Source organism: Metabacillus sp. B2-18 (genome assembly GCF_021117275.1).
In the GTDB taxonomy this organism is placed as follows: Bacteria; Bacillota; Bacilli; order Bacillales; family Bacillaceae; genus Metabacillus.
The window spans coordinates 1,756,656-1,777,881 of sequence record NZ_CP088245.1; the positions used below are offsets into that span (position 1 = coordinate 1,756,656).

The 21,226-nt window shown below is 34.5% G+C and carries 21 protein-coding genes and 1 pseudogene; 15 read left to right on the plus strand and 7 right to left on the minus strand.

The features are described from left to right. Nucleotides 1–184 precede the first annotated feature (184 nt). From LPC09_RS08820 to LPC09_RS08830, 3 genes are all read left to right on the plus strand, one after another. Nucleotides 185–1,906, plus strand: a complete 1,722-nt coding sequence (locus LPC09_RS08820) for a tetratricopeptide repeat protein (protein WP_231309440.1) — start codon at nt 185–187, stop codon at nt 1,904–1,906. Between the two features lie 38 nt (nt 1,907–1,944). Then, a complete protein-coding gene (locus LPC09_RS08825) occupies nt 1,945–2,412 on the plus strand; it encodes a hypothetical protein (RefSeq protein WP_231309441.1) in 468 nt (155 codons plus the stop codon). 316 nt (nt 2,413–2,728) lie between these two features. Then, entirely contained in the window at nt 2,729–2,869 is a 141-nt protein-coding gene (locus tag LPC09_RS08830; RefSeq protein ID WP_231309442.1) for a GapA-binding peptide SR1P, read from the plus strand. Nucleotides 2,870–3,013: 144 nt separating this feature from the next. Here the strand turns inward: LPC09_RS08830 and LPC09_RS08835 are convergent, their stop codons facing one another. Continuing rightward, nucleotides 3,014–4,489, minus strand: coding sequence for an aminotransferase class I/II-fold pyridoxal phosphate-dependent enzyme (locus LPC09_RS08835; RefSeq protein WP_231309443.1), 1,476 nt, complete (start codon nt 4,487–4,489; stop codon nt 3,014–3,016). Between the two features lie 276 nt (nt 4,490–4,765). Between LPC09_RS08835 and LPC09_RS08840 the strand changes: the two genes are divergently transcribed. Next, a complete protein-coding gene (locus LPC09_RS08840) occupies nt 4,766–5,722 on the plus strand; it encodes an NAD(P)H-dependent flavin oxidoreductase (RefSeq protein ID WP_231309444.1) in 957 nt (318 codons plus the stop codon). Nucleotides 5,723–5,756: 34 nt separating this feature from the next. Further along, nucleotides 5,757–6,026, plus strand: a complete 270-nt coding sequence (locus LPC09_RS08845; protein ID WP_098799387.1) for a UPF0223 family protein — start codon at nt 5,757–5,759, stop codon at nt 6,024–6,026. A 66-nt stretch (nt 6,027–6,092) separates the two neighbouring features. On the opposite strand, the gene LPC09_RS08850 is transcribed toward LPC09_RS08845, so the two are convergent. Beyond that, nucleotides 6,093–6,713 (minus strand): YktB family protein, encoded by a 621-nt coding sequence (locus tag LPC09_RS08850; RefSeq protein WP_231309445.1) that lies wholly within the window; start codon nt 6,711–6,713, stop codon nt 6,093–6,095. A gap of 347 nt (nt 6,714–7,060) precedes the next feature. On the opposite strand from LPC09_RS08850, the gene LPC09_RS08855 reads away from it, so the two are divergent. From LPC09_RS08855 to LPC09_RS08865, 3 genes are all read left to right on the plus strand, one after another. Then, nucleotides 7,061–7,249, plus strand: coding sequence for a hypothetical protein (locus LPC09_RS08855; protein ID WP_098799389.1), 189 nt, complete (start codon nt 7,061–7,063; stop codon nt 7,247–7,249). A gap of 144 nt (nt 7,250–7,393) precedes the next feature. Continuing rightward, on the plus strand, nt 7,394–8,185 hold the full coding sequence (locus LPC09_RS08860; protein ID WP_098799390.1) for an inositol monophosphatase family protein: 792 nt from the start codon (nt 7,394–7,396) through the stop codon (nt 8,183–8,185). Further along, nucleotides 8,182–8,646, plus strand: coding sequence for a GNAT family N-acetyltransferase (locus LPC09_RS08865; protein ID WP_098799391.1), 465 nt, complete (start codon nt 8,182–8,184; stop codon nt 8,644–8,646). Before LPC09_RS08860 ends, LPC09_RS08865 begins: the two co-directional genes overlap by 4 nt. 56 nt (nt 8,647–8,702) lie before the next feature. Here the strand turns inward: LPC09_RS08865 and LPC09_RS08870 are convergent, their stop codons facing one another. Beyond that, a complete protein-coding gene (locus LPC09_RS08870) occupies nt 8,703–8,888 on the minus strand; it encodes a DUF5325 family protein (RefSeq protein WP_098799392.1) in 186 nt (61 codons plus the stop codon). Between the two features lie 221 nt (nt 8,889–9,109). On the opposite strand from LPC09_RS08870, the gene typA reads away from it, so the two are divergent. Both typA and LPC09_RS08880 read left to right on the plus strand, forming a co-directional pair. Next, nucleotides 9,110–10,951 (plus strand): translational GTPase TypA, encoded by a 1,842-nt coding sequence (gene typA / locus LPC09_RS08875; protein WP_098799393.1) that lies wholly within the window; start codon nt 9,110–9,112, stop codon nt 10,949–10,951. Between the two features lie 206 nt (nt 10,952–11,157). After that, nucleotides 11,158–11,478, plus strand: coding sequence for a YlaH-like family protein (locus LPC09_RS08880; RefSeq protein WP_231309446.1), 321 nt, complete (start codon nt 11,158–11,160; stop codon nt 11,476–11,478). Nucleotides 11,479–11,502: 24 nt separating this feature from the next. Here the strand turns inward: LPC09_RS08880 and LPC09_RS08885 are convergent, their stop codons facing one another. Both LPC09_RS08885 and LPC09_RS08890 read right to left on the minus strand, forming a co-directional pair. Beyond that, a complete protein-coding gene (locus LPC09_RS08885) occupies nt 11,503–11,934 on the minus strand; it encodes a hypothetical protein (protein ID WP_231309447.1) in 432 nt (143 codons plus the stop codon). Then, nucleotides 11,931–12,131, minus strand: a complete 201-nt coding sequence (locus tag LPC09_RS08890) for a YlaI family protein (RefSeq protein WP_098799396.1) — start codon at nt 12,129–12,131, stop codon at nt 11,931–11,933. Before LPC09_RS08890 ends, LPC09_RS08885 begins: the two co-directional genes overlap by 4 nt. 155 nt (nt 12,132–12,286) lie before the next feature. Between LPC09_RS08890 and LPC09_RS08895 the strand changes: the two are divergent. Further along, nucleotides 12,287–12,743 (plus strand): annotated as a pseudogene (locus LPC09_RS08895) (pyridoxamine 5'-phosphate oxidase family protein). A gap of 131 nt (nt 12,744–12,874) precedes the next feature. On the opposite strand, the gene LPC09_RS08900 reads toward LPC09_RS08895, so the two are convergent. Beyond that, nucleotides 12,875–13,480: a YhcN/YlaJ family sporulation lipoprotein gene (locus tag LPC09_RS08900; protein ID WP_098799398.1), complete on the minus strand. Its 606-nt coding sequence runs from the start codon at nt 13,478–13,480 to the stop codon at nt 12,875–12,877. Between the two features lie 246 nt (nt 13,481–13,726). On the opposite strand from LPC09_RS08900, the gene LPC09_RS08905 reads away from it, so the two are divergent. After that, nucleotides 13,727–15,055, plus strand: a complete 1,329-nt coding sequence (locus LPC09_RS08905) for a PhoH family protein (protein ID WP_098799399.1) — start codon at nt 13,727–13,729, stop codon at nt 15,053–15,055. Between the two features lie 55 nt (nt 15,056–15,110). Here the strand turns inward: LPC09_RS08905 and LPC09_RS08910 are convergent, their stop codons facing one another. Further along, nucleotides 15,111–15,608 (minus strand): hypothetical protein, encoded by a 498-nt coding sequence (locus tag LPC09_RS08910; RefSeq protein WP_098799400.1) that lies wholly within the window; start codon nt 15,606–15,608, stop codon nt 15,111–15,113. Nucleotides 15,609–15,915: 307 nt separating this feature from the next. Here LPC09_RS08910 and LPC09_RS08915 point away from each other — a divergent pair, with 307 nt between their 5' ends. The 3 genes from LPC09_RS08915 (at nt 15,916) to pyc (ending at nt 21,205) form a co-directional block, all read left to right on the plus strand. Continuing rightward, entirely contained in the window at nt 15,916–16,197 is a 282-nt protein-coding gene (locus LPC09_RS08915; RefSeq protein ID WP_098799401.1) for an Fpa/YlaN family protein, read from the plus strand. Nucleotides 16,198–16,359: 162 nt separating this feature from the next. Then, nucleotides 16,360–17,577, plus strand: a complete 1,218-nt coding sequence (locus LPC09_RS08920; RefSeq protein WP_098799402.1) for an FtsW/RodA/SpoVE family cell cycle protein — start codon at nt 16,360–16,362, stop codon at nt 17,575–17,577. A gap of 187 nt (nt 17,578–17,764) precedes the next feature. Beyond that, a complete protein-coding gene (gene pyc, locus LPC09_RS08925) occupies nt 17,765–21,205 on the plus strand; it encodes a pyruvate carboxylase (RefSeq protein WP_098799403.1) in 3,441 nt (1,146 codons plus the stop codon). Nucleotides 21,206–21,226: the final 21 nt, after the last annotated feature.

The following is a 21,226-nucleotide window of genomic DNA, read 5'->3' on the forward strand; positions in this document are numbered from 1 at the left end:
TAAAGGAAATTTCAATAATATCCAATAACGTCTAGTAAGCCTTGAATATCTCTACATTTACTTTGTTAAAAATATAGACTATTTTATAGTTTTTCTATATTTCTGACACTTGTTTCTGTTTTAAATCATAGATTATCACTGTATTTTTAAAATACGAATGTTGATTGGAGGTTTGATATGTTCCATGAATTCTTATGAAAATTTAGAGGAATATTGGGAGGAACAGTTTGATAAAGGTGTAGAGTGTTATTACAAGGCAATTAAGGGAGATAAAAAAGCAGGTATTGAAGCACATCGTCTTTTTGAGGAACTTTTAAGAGATGATCCCAATAATACGGAATTAATGGCTTATCTTGGATCAGTAAAGGCTTTGCTAGCAAGAGATACATTTGATCTGAGAGAGAAAGGGAAATATGCAAATGAAGGTCTAAAGTTGCTTGATGTAGCGGTATTAAAAGATCCTTCTAATGCATTAATTCGAACATTACGAGGGAATGTTGCCAATAACTTGCCTGAAAGTCGATTTCATAGAACGGAAACAGCAATTGAGGATTTTGAATGTATTATAAACATGTATGAACGCAATTCTTATGGAATTCCACAAACACTATGTATTGAAACAATGAAGAGTTTAATTACTGCGTATGAACGTTTAGGTAAGATAGAAGAAGCCACGGAGGTAGCAAATAAATTATTAGATATAGATTCTTCATATCAAATACCTAAGTTTAATAGCAAATTAAAATCTTTACCAGTAGCTAATATAAATGACCCTATTAATGATGAAATTCATTCTTTATATACTATGGCAATTTGTAGTGATGAGGTCTCTTTACTTAAGGTGATGAAAAAAGTCTCACGATTAATGGATAAAGATTCTAATAATCCAATTTTACAAGCTTACAATGTTCATTTGAACTCAATTAAAAATAGTCATAGTTTTGCCGGTATGGTTGAATTATTCACAAATGCTTATAAGACTGCAAATCTATTAGATAAGCTTGTAAGTGAATATCCTACAACTTATAAAATACGATATGGGAGGGCGATGCAAAGTTATCGATTGCCAGAGTTTTTCTTTTTTCGATCTTCAACTGCAGCACGTGATTTTCAATATTTATCAGCTCAGTATGAAAAAGATCCTACTATTTTTTCTTTGGCTATCTATGAAGATATCCTACTTAGGCTTGGAGAATGCTTTGTTCGATTAGATATGGTAGAGGAAGCAGTAAAACAATGGCATAAACTTGTTGAATTTTCATCAAATAAAGAGATTGTTACCAAAGCCAACGAATTAATTAACGTCTTTTCATTTGAAGAGCTAATACTTGATGAAATAATGGAAAAACCAAAGGAACAATTATATGAAACTGCATTAAAACTTCATGATATTGGTGTGAACGGTAATGAAAAGGCAGCAAAACAATCACTGGCTTTATGGGAATTCATTCAAAAAGAATATAGCAGCTGCCCGGTAGCAAAGTTTTATTATTCCGCGTCGTTAACCTTACTGGGTCGATTCTTCTCGGATCCTTATGAGGTCTTTAGTAAATCTATAAAAGGGCTAAAGAAACTAAATACATCAATTCCGATCAATGATCCAAGGTATATTCAACTTCTTCTACATCGAGCCTATATACAATTTAGCCTTCCGGATACTTTCTTTCGTTGTAGTGATCAGATAATTAAGGATTTTGAAGCAGTTATTAAAATGTATCAAAGTAACACAGATATTGATATAACCAAAAGTCAATATTTAATGGTATTAGCTGATCTTGGAACTGTTTATGAGAAAAAATATTTTGTTCATAAAGCCAAAGAAATTTGGTCTGAACTTGCTAAGGAAGATGAAAGTTTATTTTATTCGGAGTTTTTGACTGAAAAAGGAATACGTATTGAGGATTAATTCTTTGTTCGTATAACTTAAAAAATAGGAGGCTATTTATGGCTAATAATACAGAATGGAATCTTCGTTTTAATGAGGCTGTTGATCTTTATCATAAAGGTGTAAAAGGAAATAAAAAAGCTGCACAGCAGGCATATCATTTATTTGAAACGTTAGCAAGTGAAAAACCAAATCACATAGAATCATTAGGATATTACGGAAGTGCTACAGCACTTTTAGCGAGAGATACCCCAATCCCTAAAGATAAGAAAAAATATGCATTAGATGGTTTGAAAATGCTGGATCAAGCTGTTTCAAAAGAACCAAAAAATTATACAATACGTATCCTGCGAGGTAATGTATGTGTAAGAATGCCTGAATCAGTTTTTCATCGCACTTCAACTGCGATTGAAGACTTTGAGCTGTTAGTGGAGGCTTATAAAAATGACTCAACAGTACTATCGGAAAACACTTATCAATCTATATTAAATGAATTGGAAAAGGCAAAAAAGAGAATAAAATATTAGGTAATAATCGTTAGAATGTGTCACTCTATTCCTTGAAAAAGAGTGACCTTTTTTTATCTAAACATTAGTGAATAAAAATTGTTACTTAAGAATGTAATAATCACTTTATCTAGATTATACGTATTCTTCTCTAACTAAAAATATACTTCCCTATTAACAAATACTTTAAATAATTCACATATGAATGTGTTATACAATTAACTATTGACTATTTAAATGTGACATATTATTATGGGTATAACGAGTTAATTAAACGCTTTCAGAGATTAGGAGAATTAAAGAGTTTTAATTATCTAGAGTGAAAAGGGGTATGGAGATGGGAACAATCGTATGTCAGCACTGCAGCTCTACAATCGGTCATGTAGAAGGAGAAAAAGTGACAACTTTATATGGTAAATGTAGTCATAATGATTGTTGTAGCCAAAACCAGCAACGAAGCTCAGTAAAGGTCAAATAAAAGGGGTTATATATAAAAGGGAAGATTGACTATTAAATTCAGTACTGGAAAATTGTACTGAAAAAATTAGCTCAAGTACTTGTATAGGTACTTGAGCTTTGTTTTGTACTTAAAATACGTTTTAGAATTCCCAAAAAGGGGGGGTTATCTAATTGCTCTATGTTCTTTAATCACTCGTATTTTGTTAAGTGTAGGATCCTCTGGACCTTGAACTGGTAAACCTACTTCTAAGTTTTTCTTAATATATGTTAAATTTTCTTCAGTAATGATTTCCCCTGGAATGAAAATTGGTATACCTGGAGGGTAAACCATGATAAACTCTGCAATAATTCTACCTGCGGATTCTTCAAAGGACACAATTTCAGTTTCCGAATAAAATGCATCTCTCGGTGTAAGCGCAAGTACTGGGATATCAGGTAATAAAATGCGTTCTTTTACATCACCTTGCTCTTTCATTGCCTTAAATTCTGAAGATAGCTCATTTAATGCTTTAATTAATGTATCAACATCATTTTTCGTATCCCCAGGTGTAATAATACAAAGGATATTGTACAAATCAGATAATTCTACCTCAATTAGGTATTTTTCTCGAAGCCATTTTTCAACATCATAGCCAGTAATACCAAGTTCATAAACTGGAATAATCAATTTTGTTGGGTCATAATCAAATGTTGCTTTAGTACCTAATATTTCTTTACCTATACAAGATATGTTAGGAATTTCGTTTATTTTATCTCTCGTATAATTAGCCAACTCAATCGTTTTCTGAATAAGTTCATGCCCTTCGGTTGCCAATCGTTTTCTTGCAACATCAAGTGAAGCAAGAAGCAAGTACGAAGTTGAGGTGGTTGTCATCATACTTAAAATGGATTGAACACGTTGTGGTGATACAAGTCCTTCTCTTACATTTAATACAGAGCTTTGGGTCATTGAACCCCCTAGTTTATGAACGCTAGTTGCGGCCATATCGGCACCTGCTTGCATTGCACTTAAAGGTAAATCTTCATGAAAATGTATATGCACACCATGTGCCTCATCGACTAAAACTGGAACTGAGTATGAATGAGCAATTTCAACGATTTTCTTTAAATCAGCAGAAATCCCAAAATAGGTAGGATTTATTACAAGTACACCTTTTGCGTCAGGGTGTTGTTCAAGTGCTTTTTCAACAGCATCCGTTGTTATACCGTGAGAAATACCGAGGTTTTTATCAATTTCAGGGTGAATGAAAATAGGTGTTGCGCCTGAAAAGACAATGGCAGACATAACGGATTTATGAACATTCCTAGGAACGATAATCTTATCTCCAGGCCCACAAACAGTCATAACCATCGTCATAATGGCACCACTCGTTCCTTGAACGGAGAAAAATGTATGATCTGCACCAAATGCTTCCGCTGCTAAGTCTTGAGCTCTTTTTATCATTCCTTTAGGGGCATGGAGGTCATCTAAAGGTCCGATATTAATTAGATCGATTGATAAGGCGTTATCACCAATAAATTGTCTAAATTCAGGATCAATCCCTGCTCCTTTTTTATGTCCTGGAATATGAAACTGAATAGGGTCTTTTTTTGCATGTTCAATTAAACCAGTGAACAATGGTGTTTCTTTTTGTGACAAAGTTGTTCCCACCTTCTTTTTTGAAAGATATTATTGTGTTTTTTAAGACATCAAAAGCAACGGATGATGTTTAGCGTCTATTATGTATGAGATCCGATACTTTTAAGTTTTACTTGTATTACATAAGTTTATGTCGAAATCTGCGTTATTATTAGACATAAAACAAATGAATTATATCGCTATCAATAAAGTCAGTCAACAGAAAAGATTAAATAAAAAGATAGAAGGGAGAAATTAGCAAGTCTAGAATAGTTATTTAATAAAGGAGGGGAAGAAATGAATTGGAGAACAAGAGTAACTGATGTTTTGGGGATTCAATATCCAATTATACAGGGGGGGTTAGCGTATTTAGCCTATTCAGATTTAGCTGCAGCTGTTTCAAATGCTGGTGGGTTAGGGCAAATTACAGCTATGTCACTTGGAACAACTGATGCACTTCGTGATGAAATTAAAAAGATACGTGATAAAACATCAAAACCGTTTGGCGTGAATTTTGCAATCGGCCAACATGGAAAAGGATATGAAGAGCTAGTACAAGTAGCGATAGAGGAAGATGTTCCAGTGATCTCTATGACAGGTGGAAATCCCAGTCCTATTTTTGATTTACTTAAAGGCACGGAAATAAAAAAACTGGTCTTAGTAGCAGCAAAACGGCAGGCAATCAAAGCAGAAGAGTTGGGTGCAGATGCTGTAATGGTAGTAGGACAAGAAGGCGGGGGACATCTTGGAAGAACAGATGTAGGTACTATGGTGTTTGTTCCTCAAGTAGTCGACGCTGTCAAAATACCTGTTATTGCTTCAGGTGGGATTGCTGATGGTAGAGGGCTAATGGCTGCTTTAAGCTTAGGAGCTGAAGGAATTGAAATGGGCACTAGATTTATTGCTACGAAAGAATGCATTCATGCACACCCTGTTTATAAGAAAGCATTAATTAATGGAGATGAAAACAGCACAGTTGTTATTAAAAAGTCACTTGGAGCACCTGCTCGGGCAATTGCTAATGAATGGACAGACAGAATCTTAGAAATTGAAAAGAATTCTGGTGGGTATGAAGAATTAAAAACTTATATTAGTGGAGGAGCTAACAAAAGATACATATATGATGGTAAGATTAATGATGGGTTTGCATGGGCAGGGCAAGTAATGGGGTTAATATCAGACATACCTTCTGTACAAGAGCTAGTTAGTCGAATTACTAAAGAGGCAGAAACAATCCGTAAAGAATGGACATAATGTTCATAGACACAGTGGAAGTGAGGCATTATACATGGAATATCAATATCCTATTTCTCTAGACTGGAACACAGAAGAAACAGTTGATGTGATTCATTTTTTTGAATGTATTGAGAAAGCATATGAAAATGGAATCGATCGGACAGTACTAATGACAGCATATCGAAGATTTAAAGAGATTGTGCCAAGCAAGGCGGAAGAAAAGACAATATGCAATGAGTTTGAAGAAGTGAGCGGTTATTCATCCTATCGCGTGATCAAAAAAGCAAAAGATGCTGAAGAAGTTCATTTATTGAAAATGTAAGAAACAAAACGTCCAAAGTAGTAAAAGTACTTTGGACGTTTTGTTATCACAAACGATTTGTTTTTTTTATTTATCGAACGACAGCTTATAAAGAGGAAGTAATGTCTCATATGTTTCACGAATGACTTTATATAACTTATCTCCGTCTCGTACAATTGGGTCTTCCGCTCGGAAATGACGACCAATAAGAAATTCCGCTTTTTTTACATCTCTAAATCTTTCTAAAGCTTTTTTTAAATCAGTTTCCTGAAGTGGCTTAGCATCTTTCTTTGTATGATCTAAAGAAACATAGTATTCTTCTGGTGTAATATCTACAACTTTATCAAGATGTTCTAAGAATTTTTTTGCAATATTTTCCTTGTTTGGTAATTCATAAATAAATGCCAGCCAAATAAAAAGATGGTCATCAAATAATCCAACCTGAAAGTGAGGATGCTGTTTATATCCACGTTTATTATCCGCAATAGCCAACCATGTATCTTTAGGTGGATTTACCGTTCTTCTTGCATGCTTTGCTATATGTAAAAACATTTCTTTTTGCAGCAAAGAAGCAAGATCATCTGTTAAAGCTTGTCCTAACTCATGGAATTTTGGTTGAATACGTCCTCGAATTGCTTCCATCCGTTCATCCAGACCATCTATTGTAAATGTTTCAAAATCTTCATTTGTGAACCCATTAAACTTCATCGATCAAAGTTCCTCCTAGTTTATATCTAATTTTAATTTATAATTATTATAAACAATTTCCGTCCTCTTTCCCAGTTATATGTCTTCCTTAAGTTTACCTTAAAAACGATTGATTATTTACTAGTTAAAACTACCCGAACATACATTCTTGATACTCTCTTTTTAAAGTTTTAAAAAATAATTTGGTGGTATAGATTAGGTAAATACACAATTTTGTCTAATTGGTTCCAACTTTTTTTACGATCACATATTATATAAAAAAACTATTAAAACATTAAATGATTCTTTGAAATCGCTTTGTTGGTTACCTTGTTATAAAAAAGATGAAATGAAAGGGGCGGTAAAAAATGAAACAAATAGTTAAAACGAGTGGTCAGAAAATGATTAACAATCGTATTGGGGTGTTAAGACTCGAACTCGATTACGAATTAGCCTCCCTTTACGAAGCTATGCAGAATAAAGATCAAAAGAAAAAAATAGAGTGTAAGCAAAAACTAGAAAAGTTAAGAAAAGAGTGGATGAAACTTCAAGCTTAGTAGAGAAGAATATCTACAAACGAACCTTAGGTTAGGTTCGTTTTTATCTGCGCGACAAAGTGTCAGATACTTGATTTCCGTTAATTCCATACAGTATGCTTAATATAGAAATGGTGATTTATTACATAGAAATGAGGTTGCTTAATGACGAACTGGAAGGAATTAGATCAAAGGGCAAAACAGTGGGTGGAAGAAGCCGGTGAATTAATAAGAAACTCTTTTGATTCTGCCCTTTCTATACAGTACAAGTCAAACCCAAATGATTTGGTTACAAATATGGATAAAGAAGTAGAACAATATTTAATAAGTAAAATTCAAGAAACCTACCCTGATCACAAAATCCTTGGTGAAGAGGGATATGGTGATAAGGTGGAAAGTTTAGACGGAGTCGTGTGGATTATTGATCCAATTGATGGCACGATGAATTTTGTCCATCAGCAAAGAAACTTCGCTATATCTGTAGGAGTATATGGAGATGGTGTTGGTTACATAGGGTTAATCTATGATGTTGTACATAAAGAGCTTTATCATGCTTTTAGAGGAGAGGGTGCTTATATGAATGAGTTACCTTTGCCTAAACGTGATGAAGTGAAAATCGAGCAAGCTATATTAAGTGTAAGTCCGATGTGGGTAACAGAGAATAAACGGTTCGATCACCAATTAATTACCCCTATTGTTAAAAGGGTACGTGGTACAAGGTCTTATGGATCAGCAGCGCTTGAATGTGCATATGTTGCAGCGGGACGTTTAGATGCTTATATGACGATGAGATTGGCACCTTGGGACTTTGCGGCGGGTTTGGTTCTGCTAGAGGAAGTTGGTGCAAACGCATCAACATTATCAGGAGAAAAACTTGATCTATTAAATAAGAATAGCTTTTTTATTGGTGAACAATCATTACATCAATATATCCTTAAAGAATTTTTGGTAAAATGACAAAATTAACATCTCGTATACTTGAAACTAGTGATTATCCATTTTTCATGGATTTAGTTAGGACAAGTCTAGAATGGCAAGAGGAAGAATGTAAAGTCGAAGACATTACTGAATACCTATCATCATACAAAATGTACAACGGTGATTGGAGGGTATGGTTGGATGAAAATCACCTTATAGGTATATCATATGTTTTGGAATGGTCTCCAGCTAACGAGAAGCCTTGGATTGGTACGATTATTGTTCATGAAAACTTTAGAGGAAAAGGATATGGAAAAGCCATACTGAATGAAATCGGAATGGTTTTAAGTGATAATGGCCATAAAGCAATATTTGCGGGGTGTCCTATTCAGAGAGATTCCTGGCTTCTATTTCTTGGGAAATGTGGATTTGAGCAATTTAAGGTTGAAGAGGATGATACAACTCATAAAAAATTTATGATCTCTGTTAAGCCATTATAAAGAAAACTCGCCGAAGGTGGCGAGTTTCTTTAATTTCTAGAGAAAAGGAGAGGATCTTATATTAAGCCTTTTTCTCTCATTCTTTTTTTCATAATAAAACCAGTAGCCATTACAGCATTTAGACCAATGATGGCTAAAATAATTCCCAGGATGCTTCGTTCACCAACGGCCACTCCAATTCCAATCATAAAAAGGGCTGCTAATACAGCTAATACAAGAAAAATCCATTTACCTTGTTTCATTAAAAATGACAGCTCCCAACCATGGCTTTGCCTAATTTTTGATTACTTCTTATAGTTTACTTAAAATCATTCGGCTTTTCTAGATTGTTTATGGTATAATATCGAAGGTGATTTTGAAATAATGAAAGTATTAACTCAGAATACTACAGGAATGAGCATTTTAAAACCATTTAGATAGCCTCTCATTCTTTGGTTATTATATATTTTTAGGAGATGAAATTGTGAAACTTCGAAATGATATTCGCAACATTGCTATTATTGCCCACGTTGACCACGGTAAAACAACTTTGGTTGACCAACTTTTACATCAGTCTGGAACATTCCGTACGAACGAGCAAGTTGCTGAACGTGCAATGGATTCAAACGACCTTGAGCGTGAGCGTGGAATTACAATCCTTGCAAAAAACACAGCAATAAACTATAAAGACAAACGTATTAACATTATGGATACGCCAGGACATGCTGACTTCGGTGGAGAAGTTGAACGTATTATGAAAATGGTTGACGGTGTATTACTTGTTGTTGATGCTTATGAAGGGTGTATGCCACAAACACGCTTCGTATTAAAGAAAGCATTAGAGCAAAACTTAACACCGATTGTTGTCGTAAACAAGATTGACCGTGATTTTGCACGTCCATCAGAAGTAGTCGATGAAGTGTTAGATTTATTCATCGAGCTTGATGCAAATGAAGATCAATTAGAATTCCCGGTAGTGTTTGCTTCAGCTATTAATGGTACAGCAAGTACAAGTCCTGACCCAGCTGAACAAGAAGAAAACATGGCTTCATTATTTGATGCTATTGTAGATCATATTCCTGCACCAGTTGATAACAAAGAAGAGCCTCTTCAATTCCAAGTAGCTTTGTTAGATTACAATGACTACGTAGGTCGTATCGGGATTGGACGCGTATTCCGTGGAACAATGAAGGTTGGACAACAAGTTTCATTAATGAAAGTTGATGGTTCAATTAAAAACTTCCGTGTATCAAAGATTTTTGGTTTCCAAGGATTAAAACGTGTTGAAGTAGAACAAGCTGTCGCAGGGGACCTTGTTGCAGTATCAGGTATGGAAGATATCAATGTTGGTGAGACAGTATGTCCAGCTGAACATCAGGAAGCTCTTCCTATTCTACGTATAGATGAGCCTACATTACAAATGACTTTTGCTGTAAATAACAGTCCGTTTGCTGGTCGTGAAGGTAAATTTGTTACAGCACGTAAAATTGAAGAGCGTTTATTAGCTCAATTACAAACAGATGTAAGTTTACGTGTTGATCCAACAGATTCACCAGATGCATGGGTTGTTTCTGGTCGTGGAGAGCTTCATTTATCAATCTTAATTGAAAACATGCGTCGTGAAGGATATGAATTACAAGTATCCAAACCAGAGGTTATTGTTAAGGAAATTGATGGAGTAAGATGTGAACCAGTAGAACGTGTACAAATTGATGTTCCTGAAGAGCACACTGGTTCTGTTATGGAATCTATCGGAGCTCGTAAAGGTGAAATGCTTGATATGATAAATAACGGTAATGGTCAAGTACGTTTAATATTTAATGTACCTGCTCGAGGATTAATTGGATATTCAACTGAGTTCATGTCTTTAACTCGTGGATTTGGTATCATTAACCACACATTCGACAGCTACCAGCCAATGCAACCTGGTAAAGTAGGAGGACGTCGCCAAGGTGTTCTTGTTTCAATGGAGAATGGCAAGTCTACAACTTACGGTATTCAAGGTGTTGAGGACCGTGGAGTGATCTTCGTTGAAGCTGGTGTTGATGTATATGAAGGTATGATTGTTGGAGAACACACTCGTGAAAATGACCTTGTTGTTAATATTTGTAAGATGAAACAACAAACAAATATTCGTTCTGCTACTAAAGATCAAACGAGTACAATGAAAAAACCTCGTATTATGTCATTAGAAGAAGCCCTTGAGTATTTAAATGATGATGAATATTGTGAGTTAACTCCTGAATCGATTCGATTGAGAAAGAAAATTCTTGATAAAAATGAACGTGAAAAAGCAGCTAAAAAGAAAAAACTAGCTGGCATGTAATTTGAAAGCTAATTTGAAAGGCTGATTCTATTGTGTAGAATCAGCCTTTCACTTAAAGTAATGTTCATAGTTCAATTTGTGGATGGATGGTAACCTAACATAACTAGACTCCAATTTACTAAAATGATGTAACAATTTATGTGTTAGTATATAATTAGAGTTTTTATACAGTTAGTAACTAGCAAGTAAACTTGTGAGGAGGGGACATGATGGATGTTTCAGAAAGACTTTCGTTTTTTCCTAGCCTGTACCAAGTTGTCGATAACCCGAAGCTTGGGATGTGGATGTTATATTTAACAATCTTATTTTTATCGATTCTTGTTTACAAACTTGGGTTTGCTAAAAAACTTCCAATTTTAAAATCGGCTGTTATTTATACCTTTTTAGCCTTTGGTAGTACGGTATTAACATTTTTAGGAATATTTTTACCAGTTGCAGAAGGTCTAGTAGTTGCAGCACTTATTTTAATTATTTATAAAATCAGGCTATATCAGTCAAAAAAACAAGAAGCAGAAGAAGTAAAATAAAGGTTCTGACAAAAGTCAGAACCTTTATTTTATGGTTAATTTAAAAAGTCGTAGTGGAATTGGTAGGATTAAGGCGTATAGTAAGTGTCCTAATGTCCACCAAAGTATAGCTGTAAAGTCAAGTAACTCAGGTGTTTCTTTTATGGAAAGTATTGTTAAAGGGAAATATAAAAAAACAGTTGGTATAGTTAAAAAACATGAGAGAAGAACTTGCTGCTTCACCTTTACTAGCTTAAGGAAATGAGTTAAAAAAACAAAGATTATACCGATCATAACAGATACTGCTAGATGAACAATAAATTCTAAGATTTCAGGAATATAACCAATATAAATAAAATCAATATTTAGCAATAGTGTGTAAACCTTTAGATTTGTTATTGTTTCGACTAATTTTAAAAACAAGCCCAATACTGTTCCGCTTATAAGTCCGGTAACGGCTCCTTGAAAAATTCTCACCAGGTGTCTTCAGTCTTTTTATCTTGATAAAGCCGAAACTTACCGGTTGCAATTCGCTCATTTGTTTTTTCTGTAATTCTGTTTTGACAAGGATTACACATATATGTATGAATTGGACGGTTTCTAAGTCGTTTTGCAACTAATGTTTCATCGTCAATGTTTTCCACTGTATCACAGATAACACACTTTACTCTCATTTGGCACCTCTTTATTATATTAATATCTTTTACTAATTCTATTGGTCATATTATAACATAAGCCTTTAAAAGAATAGAGAAGGAATGTTTTTAGTTGGAACCTTTTAGAAAAAAAGGTATGATATTTGTATATAAAATGGAAAGGGAGGATTCAGATGGCAAATAAAGTTGAACCAGTGTTAATTGAGCCCTTATTTAATGCTTTGCAGCAAGAGCGGTATGTAACTTTGGCAACAATTGATAATGAAACGGGTTCTCCAAACATAAGTGCCATTTCTTGGGTTTTTGCTCCGGAAACTAATCGAATATTATTAGCAGTAGATGAACGCTCACGAATCATCGACAATATAAAGAAACATCCTGCAATTGTTTTAAATTTAATCGCTAACGAATCTACATACTCCATTAACGGAAATGCACATGTTAAAGGGGGAAGGTTGGAAGAAGTTCCGCTGAAACTTGCTTTAATTGAACTATCTATAATCGAAGTTCGTGATGTTATGTTCTAGTTCAAAAATTTCAGCCGAACCAAAATATGAAAAAACGTATGATGAAAAAGCGGCATCAAAGTTAGATAAACAAGTATTAGAGGCCTTAAAAAAACATCATTGAAAAGTGAATATATTATAGTCGGATTAGAAAAAAGACTGCTTGAAACAAGATGACCCTAACACCGCTAACTCGTATTAGGTATTCATAAATTGTTCCAGGCAGTCTTGTTTTAATTTAAAAAAGTAACTGATTTACTTATCGTTTAAATGACCATTCGATTGATCTTGCTGTACTTTTTCTAACGACTTTTCTTCTTGCTCATTTAGTTGATTTTTACCTTGCTCTGTTGGTTGTTTTTGCTGGTTATCTAAGATTTCAGACGGTACTTCTGGTACGACACGTCCTACAATGGCTGCTAACTCGTCTAAGATACCAACAACTGGTCGTCCTTTCTGAATTTCGTTGGCCATTTCACGTAGTCTAACGTTTGTATCTGCATCTGCAATGACGATTGCTCTTGCTCCATATGGATCATGCATTAAGCTTTCTGCAACTGTATATTTTATTGTTTCTACTTTATTACGATCAAGCTTTGAATTAACGTCAATACCAATAACTGCAAATTGTCCAAGCACAACAGCTGTTGCATCGTTAACTTCAGGTATTTGAGTTGCGAGCTCCACAAGATGCTTTGAGATTTCTTGTCCTGTTTTACGATCAACATGCTCTTCTACGCTGTTTTTAACATTTATTGGTGTTTCGTTTCCGCCATTTTTTTGCGTATCATTGGCACCCTGGTCTTGATTGCAACCGGTTATGATGAGGAACGATAACAAAAGAATTGTAATGAATTTCATGAGATCACTCCTTAAGATTTTTTAGAATTTAGTGTTATTCATTGAATTTAATTGTTCATTTGACATCAGAATTTCAGTTGAAAAGAAGTTTTTTTACTGCTTTTTAATTTTATTGTCTAATAAACCTTCTATCTTTATTCATTCTTTCATATATTTTAGCAACGCTTCATTCACAGCTTGACTTTTTTTCACCACCTAATTGTATAAACTCCATAAAAAAATAGGAACGGAGTAGGAGGCGGAGGTTTGAGGAAGATTTATGTTTTAGACACAAATGTATTATTGCAAGATCCGAATTCAATTTTTTCTTTTGAAGAAAATGAAGTAGTAATTCCAGCAGTGGTTTTAGAAGAGGTTGATTCAAAGAAGCGGTATATGGATGAAATAGGTAGAAATGCAAGACAAGTTTCAAAATTGATTGATCAGCTTAGAGAAACAGGCAAACTTCATGAGAAAATTCCTTTACCAAATGGTGGGTCATTAAGGATAGAATTAAATCATCGGTCTTTTCACCAATTACAAGAAATTTTTGTTGAAAAAACAAATGATAACCGAATACTTGCAGTTGCAAAGAATTTATCTTTAGAGGAACAAACGAAAGAAAATGGCCGAGCAGTTATTTTAGTAAGTAAGGACACGCTCGTTCGAGTAAAGGCTGATGCGATCGGTTTAATAGCTGAGGATTTTTTAAGTGATCGAGTAGTTGAAATTGATCACATCTATTCAGGCTTTCTCGACTTGTATATTAGCAATGAAAATTTAAATCGTTTTTATGAAAAAAATGAGTTAATATTATCAGAAATAACGAATCATCCTTTTTATCCAAATCAATTTGTGATCATGAAAGATGCACTTGGAGGTTCTTCATCTGCGATTGGTAAGGTGGATCATTCAGGTAAAAAAATCCAAAGACTTGTATTTGATCATGACCACATTTGGGGAATTAAACCTAGAAATGTTCAGCAAACGATGGCTATGGAGCTTTTACTTAGAACGGACTTGCCTTTAGTTACATTAATTGGAAAAGCAGGAACTGGAAAAACATTACTTGCTTTAGCGGCAGGCCTTATGCAAACTGAAGATCTTGGTTCTTACAAAAAGTTACTTGTTGCAAGACCGATCGTACCTGTTGGAAAAGATTTAGGATTTTTACCTGGTGAGAAAGAAGAAAAGCTTAGACCGTGGATGCAGCCAATATTTGATAACCTTGAATATCTCTTTAATACCAAAAAGCCAGGTGAGCTTGATGCGATATTAGCTGGTATGGGGTCAATTGAAGTAGAAGCTTTAACGTATATTCGTGGGAGAAGTATACCTGAGCAAATTATTATTATTGATGAAGCACAAAATTTAACAAAACATGAAGTGAAAACAATTCTTACGCGTGTTGGTGAGAGAAGTAAAATTGTTCTAATGGGGGATCCTGAACAAATAGATCATCCTTATTTAGATGAATATAATAATGGACTAACCTATGTTGTGGAAAAGTTTAAAGATCAGCCTATAGCCGGTCATGTAAGGCTGGTAAAAGGAGAAAGATCTGGGTTAGCTCAGCTTGCGGCTGACTTACTATAGTGCTCTACAATTAGTCAAAAAGAAAAGGGCTTTGATCAGCCCTTTTCTTAACTCATTAAGAAACTATAATTTCCTTTACATGTTTTATTGGTGAATCAACATTTGATCCATCACCATAATAAACGTGAATAGGACCATCTTCTTTAAGAGGTTTTCCTTTCTTGCTAAACCCTAAGATCATCTCTGAAGCATCTCCAAGTGAAACGATGTATTTCTGATCTTTTGTAATAAATTGAACCTCTTTTGCATCATCTTGGGTCTCTGCATTTTGAAGGAAGGGTTTAAAAGGAATTCCAAAGGTTCCGTTCAAAATTTTTTCTTTTTCATATGTACGTTCTGTCTTAAGTGTTGGAGGGTAAATAGCTCCTTCACGAATTTCACGTTCCCAGTGTTTAGATACCGCTTTCGTATACTCTTCTAACTCATCTTTTGATTCCTGTTCCGTATGAAAATATGTTGTTAAATCAACTTTTCTATCATCGAAAATCCAAACTCCTGGATCTAAGGTAACTTGATAATTTACCTTTCCTTTTATAATAATAATTGAATTCATTATGAACACCCCTTTACAACGCTAGTATAAGCTTTTATGGAAAATTTGTCACATGTTAAGAAAGCAATCCTTTCAATGAGGTTTACAATTAATTCCATTGCGAAAGTGAACATCATTTGTGTAAAAATACATTGGCTTTAACTTATAAAAATCTAATTCCATTATGATAATATTTAAGAATTAGCAAATAGGCTTAAATTTTAGAGGATTATTTAATCTTTAGTCTGTTTGTCCTTGCTTTTTTCTTTCAATGGATTTAATATTAATACATAGAATAGGGTAATCGCTCGGAAACGGAGGGATTAAATTGGCGTCTGAGATTGCTGTTAATCATCGAGAAAAGGCACTTGCGGTACTTAAGGCAGATGCTGATAAAATCATGAAATTAATCAAGGTTCAAATGGATAATTTAACGATGCCTCAATGTCCACTTTATGAAGAGGTTTTAGATACACAAATGTTTGGTTTATCTAGAGAAATAGACTTCGCTGTAAGGCTTGGTTTAGTTGAGGAACGTGAAGGAAAAGAACTTCTTGATTCGCTTGAAAGAGAGTTGTCTGCATTACACGATGCATTTACAACAAAATAGTTGACTAAAAACTCAAACTCACATGTAATAGTTTGAGTTTTTTTAGTTTATTGATAAAAATATGATGATTTTAAAGGATTTTCCTCTATAAAAAGCGAAGATATAGTAAAATAAAGGTACAACTAGATTTACTTCATGTTTTTAAGTAAGGAAGAGATAATTATGATGAAAAAAATAATAAAATCATATGATTATTCATTAATATTGGCTGTTATCCTGTTATGTTCATTTGGACTTGTTATGGTTTATAGTTCTAGTATGATCACAGCAGTTGCACGATATGGCTTTGAGCCAGATCATTTTTTTCAAAGGCAAAAAATGGCTCTTATTGGAGGCGGTCTTGCATTTATTGTAATGATGATTTTTCCTTACAGAGCATTTTTAAATAGTAAAATTTTGAAATTTATTGTCTTTGGATCTATTGGACTCTTAGTCTCTTTATTTTTCATCGGGCATGTAGCAGGTAACGCTCAAAGTTGGATCAAGTTGGGGGGTTTCAGCCTTCAGCCTGGGGAGTTTGTGAAGCTAAGTGTAATCATTTATCTTGCAGCTGTTTATGATAAGAAGCAGTCTTATATAGATGAATTTGGACGAGGTGTTCTTCCTCCGCTTATTTTCACAGGACTTATTTGCTTTTTTGTTGTCATTCAACCTGATTTTGGAACTGCTTTTATAATTGGGATGATTGCTATTTGTATGATTGTCTGCTCAGGAATGGCGATAAAAAGTATGTTAAAGCTAATATCTCTATTCGGGCTGTTTTGCTTATTGATGCTGCCGTATATCATTCTTAAAGGATTTTTTAGCGATGAACAGATGAGTCGTTTTACTGGTGTGCTAGATCCTTTCGGAAACGAAGGGGGAGCTGGATATCAACTTGTAAATTCTCTTTATGCAATTGGTTCCGGTGGCTTGACAGGATTAGGTTTGGGACAAAGTGTTCAAAAGTATGGATACTTACCTGAATCACATACTGATTTTATAATGTCTATCATTGCTGAGGAATTAGGAATTTTAGGAGTCCTATTTGTATTGATTCTACTATCATTTATTGTAATAAAAGGGTTCTATATTGCAAGGAAATGTCAAGATCCTTTTGGTACCTTGCTTGCCGTTGGTATTTCAAGTATGATTGCCATTCAATCTATGATTAATTTAGGCGGGTTAACGGGAATGCTACCGATTACAGGTGTTCCTTTACCGTTTATAAGCTACGGAGGTTCTTCTATTCTTTTGCTCCTTATTTCTATGGGGCTACTTATAAATGTTTCAATGTTTACAACATACCGTGATACGTATAAGAAGCCTGTTAAAGTGGATAATCAACCATTACAAGAAATCAAGCCTATTCAAACAACAAAGAATACTTCAATAAGATAAAATTTACTTAAATACCCATCAGTCACAAATGTCTGTCTGACGGGTATTTTATTTATATTCTGAAGATAACTACCTGCTGTGTTAGTCTAAAAGGCCAAATAGCCATTGATTTTCTGTATAACATTTTTATTCAATGTGTTATACTAATTGCAAACTAATTGTTTGTTTTAGGAGGGGAAATGATTTAATGGGTAAAGTGAATAAGCTTTTAGTTGCAAACAGAGGGGAAATAGCGATTCGGGTTTTTCGGGCATGTACAGAGTTGAATATTAGGACAGTAGCGATTTATTCGAAAGAAGATACAGGATCATATCATCGCTATAAAGCTGATGAAGCTTATTTAGTAGGAGAAGGAAAGAAACCAATTGATGCCTATCTTGATATCGAAGGAATCATTGAGATCGCAAAAAATAATCAGGTTGATGCAATACATCCAGGTTATGGTTTTTTATCTGAGAATATTCATTTTGCTAGAAGATGCGAGGAAGAAGGAATCATTTTTGTCGGTCCTAAATCTGAGCATTTAGATATGTTTGGAGATAAGGTAAAGGCAAGAAAACAAGCAGAACTAGCTAATATACCTGTTATTCCGGGGAGTGATGGTCCTGTAGCAAACCTTGATGAAGTGATTGAATTTGGAGATACATACGATTATCCTTTTATGATTAAGGCCTCACTAGGAGGCGGTGGAAGAGGTATGAGAATTGTAAGAAGTAAAGAAAGCTTACAAGAATCATATGAACGAGCAAAATCTGAAGCGAAAGCAGCTTTTGGGAACGATGAGGTTTATGTAGAAAAATTTATTGAGAATCCTAAACATATTGAAGTTCAAATATTTGGAGATCATGACGGGAAAACTGTTCACCTTTATGAAAGAGATTGTTCTGTCCAGAGACGTCATCAAAAGGTTGTTGAGGTAGCACCTAGTGTTTCTTTATCGGAGGACCTTCGTATTAGGATTTGCGATGATGCTGTAAAGCTTATGGATAATGTGAAATATTTAAATGCAGGAACAGTTGAATTTTTAGTTTCAGGAGATCACTATTATTTCATTGAAGTAAATCCACGTGTACAGGTTGAACATACGATAACTGAAATGATAACAGGAATTGATATTGTCCAAACTCAAATTCTAATAGCTCAGGGTCATAATCTGGCAAGTAAAGAGATTGGCATTCTATCTCAAGATCAAATTAAAGTAAATGGTTATGCAATTCAATCAAGGGTAACGACAGAAGATCCTTTAAATAACTTTATGCCTGATACCGGTAAAATTATGGCATACCGATCTGGTGGCGGCTTTGGTGTTCGTTTAGATGCAGGTAATGGGTTTCAAGGGGCTGTTATTACTCCTCACTATGATTCATTACTAGTAAAGCTTTCGACTTGGGCTTTAACATTTGAACAAGCTGCATCTAAAATGGTCAGAAATTTAAGGGAATTTAGAATAAGAGGAATTAAAACAAATATCCCTTTCTTAGAAAATGTAGTAAAGCATGAGGACTTCTTAAGTGGAAAATATAATACATCCTTTATCGACTCATCACCGGAGTTATTTGTTTTTCCAAAAAGGAAAGACAGGGGAACAAAAATGCTTTCATACATTGGAACTCTTACTGTAAATGGATTCCCTGGAATAGATAAACAAAAGAAGCCTGTGTTTGAGAAACCTGTTGTTCCAAAAGTCAAGTACTCTGAACAAAAATTAAATGGAACGAAACAAATTTTAGACAAACAAGGAGCTTCAGGGCTTATTAAGTGGATAAAGGATCAAAATCAAGTGCTGTTAACAGATACAACATTTAGAGATGGACACCAATCCTTACTTGCAACACGAGTGCGAACAAATGACTTAAAGAATATAGCTGAACCAACTTCGCAATTGTTACCTCATTTATTTTCTTTGGAAATGTGGGGCGGGGCAACTTTTGATGTTTCTTACCGTTTTTTAAAAGAAGATCCTTGGGATCGTTTATTAACAATTCGTGATAAAGTGCCAAACGTATTGTTACAGATGCTACTGCGAGCATCAAATGCAGTTGGGTATAAAAATTATCCTGATAATGTCATAAAGGAATTTGTTGAAAAATCAGCATATGCAGGTATTGATGTTTTTAGAATTTTTGACAGTTTGAACTGGGTTAAAGGAATGACATTGGCAATTGATGAGGTAGGTAAATCTGGGAAAATTGCAGAAGCTGCTATTTGCTATACAGGAGATATATTGGATTCAAGCAGACCTAAATATAATCTGGAATATTATAAAAATATGGCAAAAGAGCTTGAGCGAGCTGGTGCGCATATTCTAGCGATTAAGGATATGGCAGGTTTACTTAAACCTAAAGCAGCCTATGAACTCATATCTACCCTTAAAGATGCAGTTGATCTCCCAATCCACCTTCATACCCATGATACAAGTGGTAATGGAATTTTTACCTATTCAAAAGCAATTGAGGCTGGGGTAGATATAGTTGATGTAGCGGTAAGTTCAATGGCAGGGCTTACCTCACAACCAAGTGCGAATTCCCTTTATTATGCTTTAGAAGGATATGAGCGACAACCAAATATAGATATACAGTCATTAGAACAGCTTTCACAATATTGGGAGAATGTTAGGAAATATTATGTTAACTTTGAGAGTGGTATGAACGCACCACATTCAGAAATTTATATGCACGAAATGCCAGGAGGTCAATATAGTAATCTTCAGCAACAAGCAAAGGCTGTTGGACTAGGTGATGAATGGGATAAAGTAAAAGAGATGTACCGCAGAGTAAATGATCTATTCGGTGACATAGTCAAAGTTACCCCTTCGTCTAAGGTTGTTGGCGACATGGCACTATTCATGGTTCAAAATAAACTAAATGAAGATGATATTTTTGAAAAGGGCGAAACTCTGGATTTTCCTGATTCAGTTATTGAATTGTTTGAGGGGTATTTAGGGCAACCGCATGGAGGGTTTCCTAAAGAATTACAACGAATCATTTTAAAAGGTCGCACTCCTATAACCGAGCGACCTGGTGAAAAACTTGAACCAGTAAATTTTCAAGCTATGAAAGAAGAGCTATTTCATAGTTTGGGAAGACCTGTAACTAATTTTGAACTAATTTCTAATGCTCTTTACCCTAAAGTCTTTTCTGAATATATTAAAACATGTGATATGTATGGTGATATTTCTGTCCTTGATACCCCAACTTTTTTATATGGAATGAGGTTGGGTGAGGAGATAGAGGTTGAGATTGAACAAGGTAAAACATTAATAGTGAAACTTGTTTCAATTGGTGAACCTCAAGCTGATGGACATAGAGTTGTTTATTTTGAATTAAATGGTCAGCCCCGTGAAGTGTTGATTAAAGACGAAAACATACAATCTACGGTAGTGTCAAAGCTTAAAGCTGATAAAAGCAATGGAGAACATATTGGTGCGACTATGCCGGGAACAGTTATTAAGGTGTTAGTTGTAAAAGGTGAAAAAGTGAACAAAGGTGATCATTTAATTATTACAGAAGCTATGAAAATGGAAACTACAGTTCAAGCTCCCTTTACAGGAGTTGTTAAAAGTATTCATGTTACTAATGGTGAGGGAATTCAATCTGGTGATTTGTTAATAGAAATTTCTAAAGGGTAATCTACCAATACTTTAGAGAAA

Excerpts from the sequence above, each read along its gene's own strand:
- LPC09_RS08825 (WP_231309441.1), top strand. The coding sequence starts at position 1,945 with ATGGCTAATAATACAGAATGGAATCTTCGTTTTAATGAGGCTGTTGAT.
- LPC09_RS08865 (WP_098799391.1), top strand. The coding sequence starts at position 8,182 with ATGACAAAATTAACATCTCGTATACTTGAAACTAGTGATTATCCATTT.
- LPC09_RS08845 (WP_098799387.1), top strand. The coding sequence starts at position 5,757 with ATGGAATATCAATATCCTATTTCTCTAGACTGGAACACAGAAGAAACA.
- LPC09_RS08870 (WP_098799392.1), bottom strand. The coding sequence starts at position 8,888 with ATGAAACAAGGTAAATGGATTTTTCTTGTATTAGCTGTATTAGCAGCC.
- LPC09_RS08830 (WP_231309442.1), top strand. The coding sequence starts at position 2,729 with ATGGGAACAATCGTATGTCAGCACTGCAGCTCTACAATCGGTCATGTA.
- LPC09_RS08900 (WP_098799398.1), bottom strand. The coding sequence starts at position 13,480 with ATGAAATTCATTACAATTCTTTTGTTATCGTTCCTCATCATAACCGGT.
- LPC09_RS08880 (WP_231309446.1), top strand. The coding sequence starts at position 11,158 with ATGATGGATGTTTCAGAAAGACTTTCGTTTTTTCCTAGCCTGTACCAA.
- pyc (WP_098799403.1), top strand. The coding sequence starts at position 17,765 with ATGGGTAAAGTGAATAAGCTTTTAGTTGCAAACAGAGGGGAAATAGCG.
- LPC09_RS08855 (WP_098799389.1), top strand. The coding sequence starts at position 7,061 with ATGAAACAAATAGTTAAAACGAGTGGTCAGAAAATGATTAACAATCGT.
- LPC09_RS08840 (WP_231309444.1), top strand. The coding sequence starts at position 4,766 with ATGAATTGGAGAACAAGAGTAACTGATGTTTTGGGGATTCAATATCCA.
- LPC09_RS08920 (WP_098799402.1), top strand. The coding sequence starts at position 16,360 with ATGATGAAAAAAATAATAAAATCATATGATTATTCATTAATATTGGCT.
- LPC09_RS08910 (WP_098799400.1), bottom strand. The coding sequence starts at position 15,608 with ATGAATTCAATTATTATTATAAAAGGAAAGGTAAATTATCAAGTTACC.
- LPC09_RS08860 (WP_098799390.1), top strand. The coding sequence starts at position 7,394 with ATGACGAACTGGAAGGAATTAGATCAAAGGGCAAAACAGTGGGTGGAA.
- LPC09_RS08820 (WP_231309440.1), top strand. The coding sequence starts at position 185 with ATGAATTCTTATGAAAATTTAGAGGAATATTGGGAGGAACAGTTTGAT.
- LPC09_RS08890 (WP_098799396.1), bottom strand. The coding sequence starts at position 12,131 with ATGAGAGTAAAGTGTGTTATCTGTGATACAGTGGAAAACATTGACGAT.
- LPC09_RS08850 (WP_231309445.1), bottom strand. The coding sequence starts at position 6,713 with ATGAAGTTTAATGGGTTCACAAATGAAGATTTTGAAACATTTACAATA.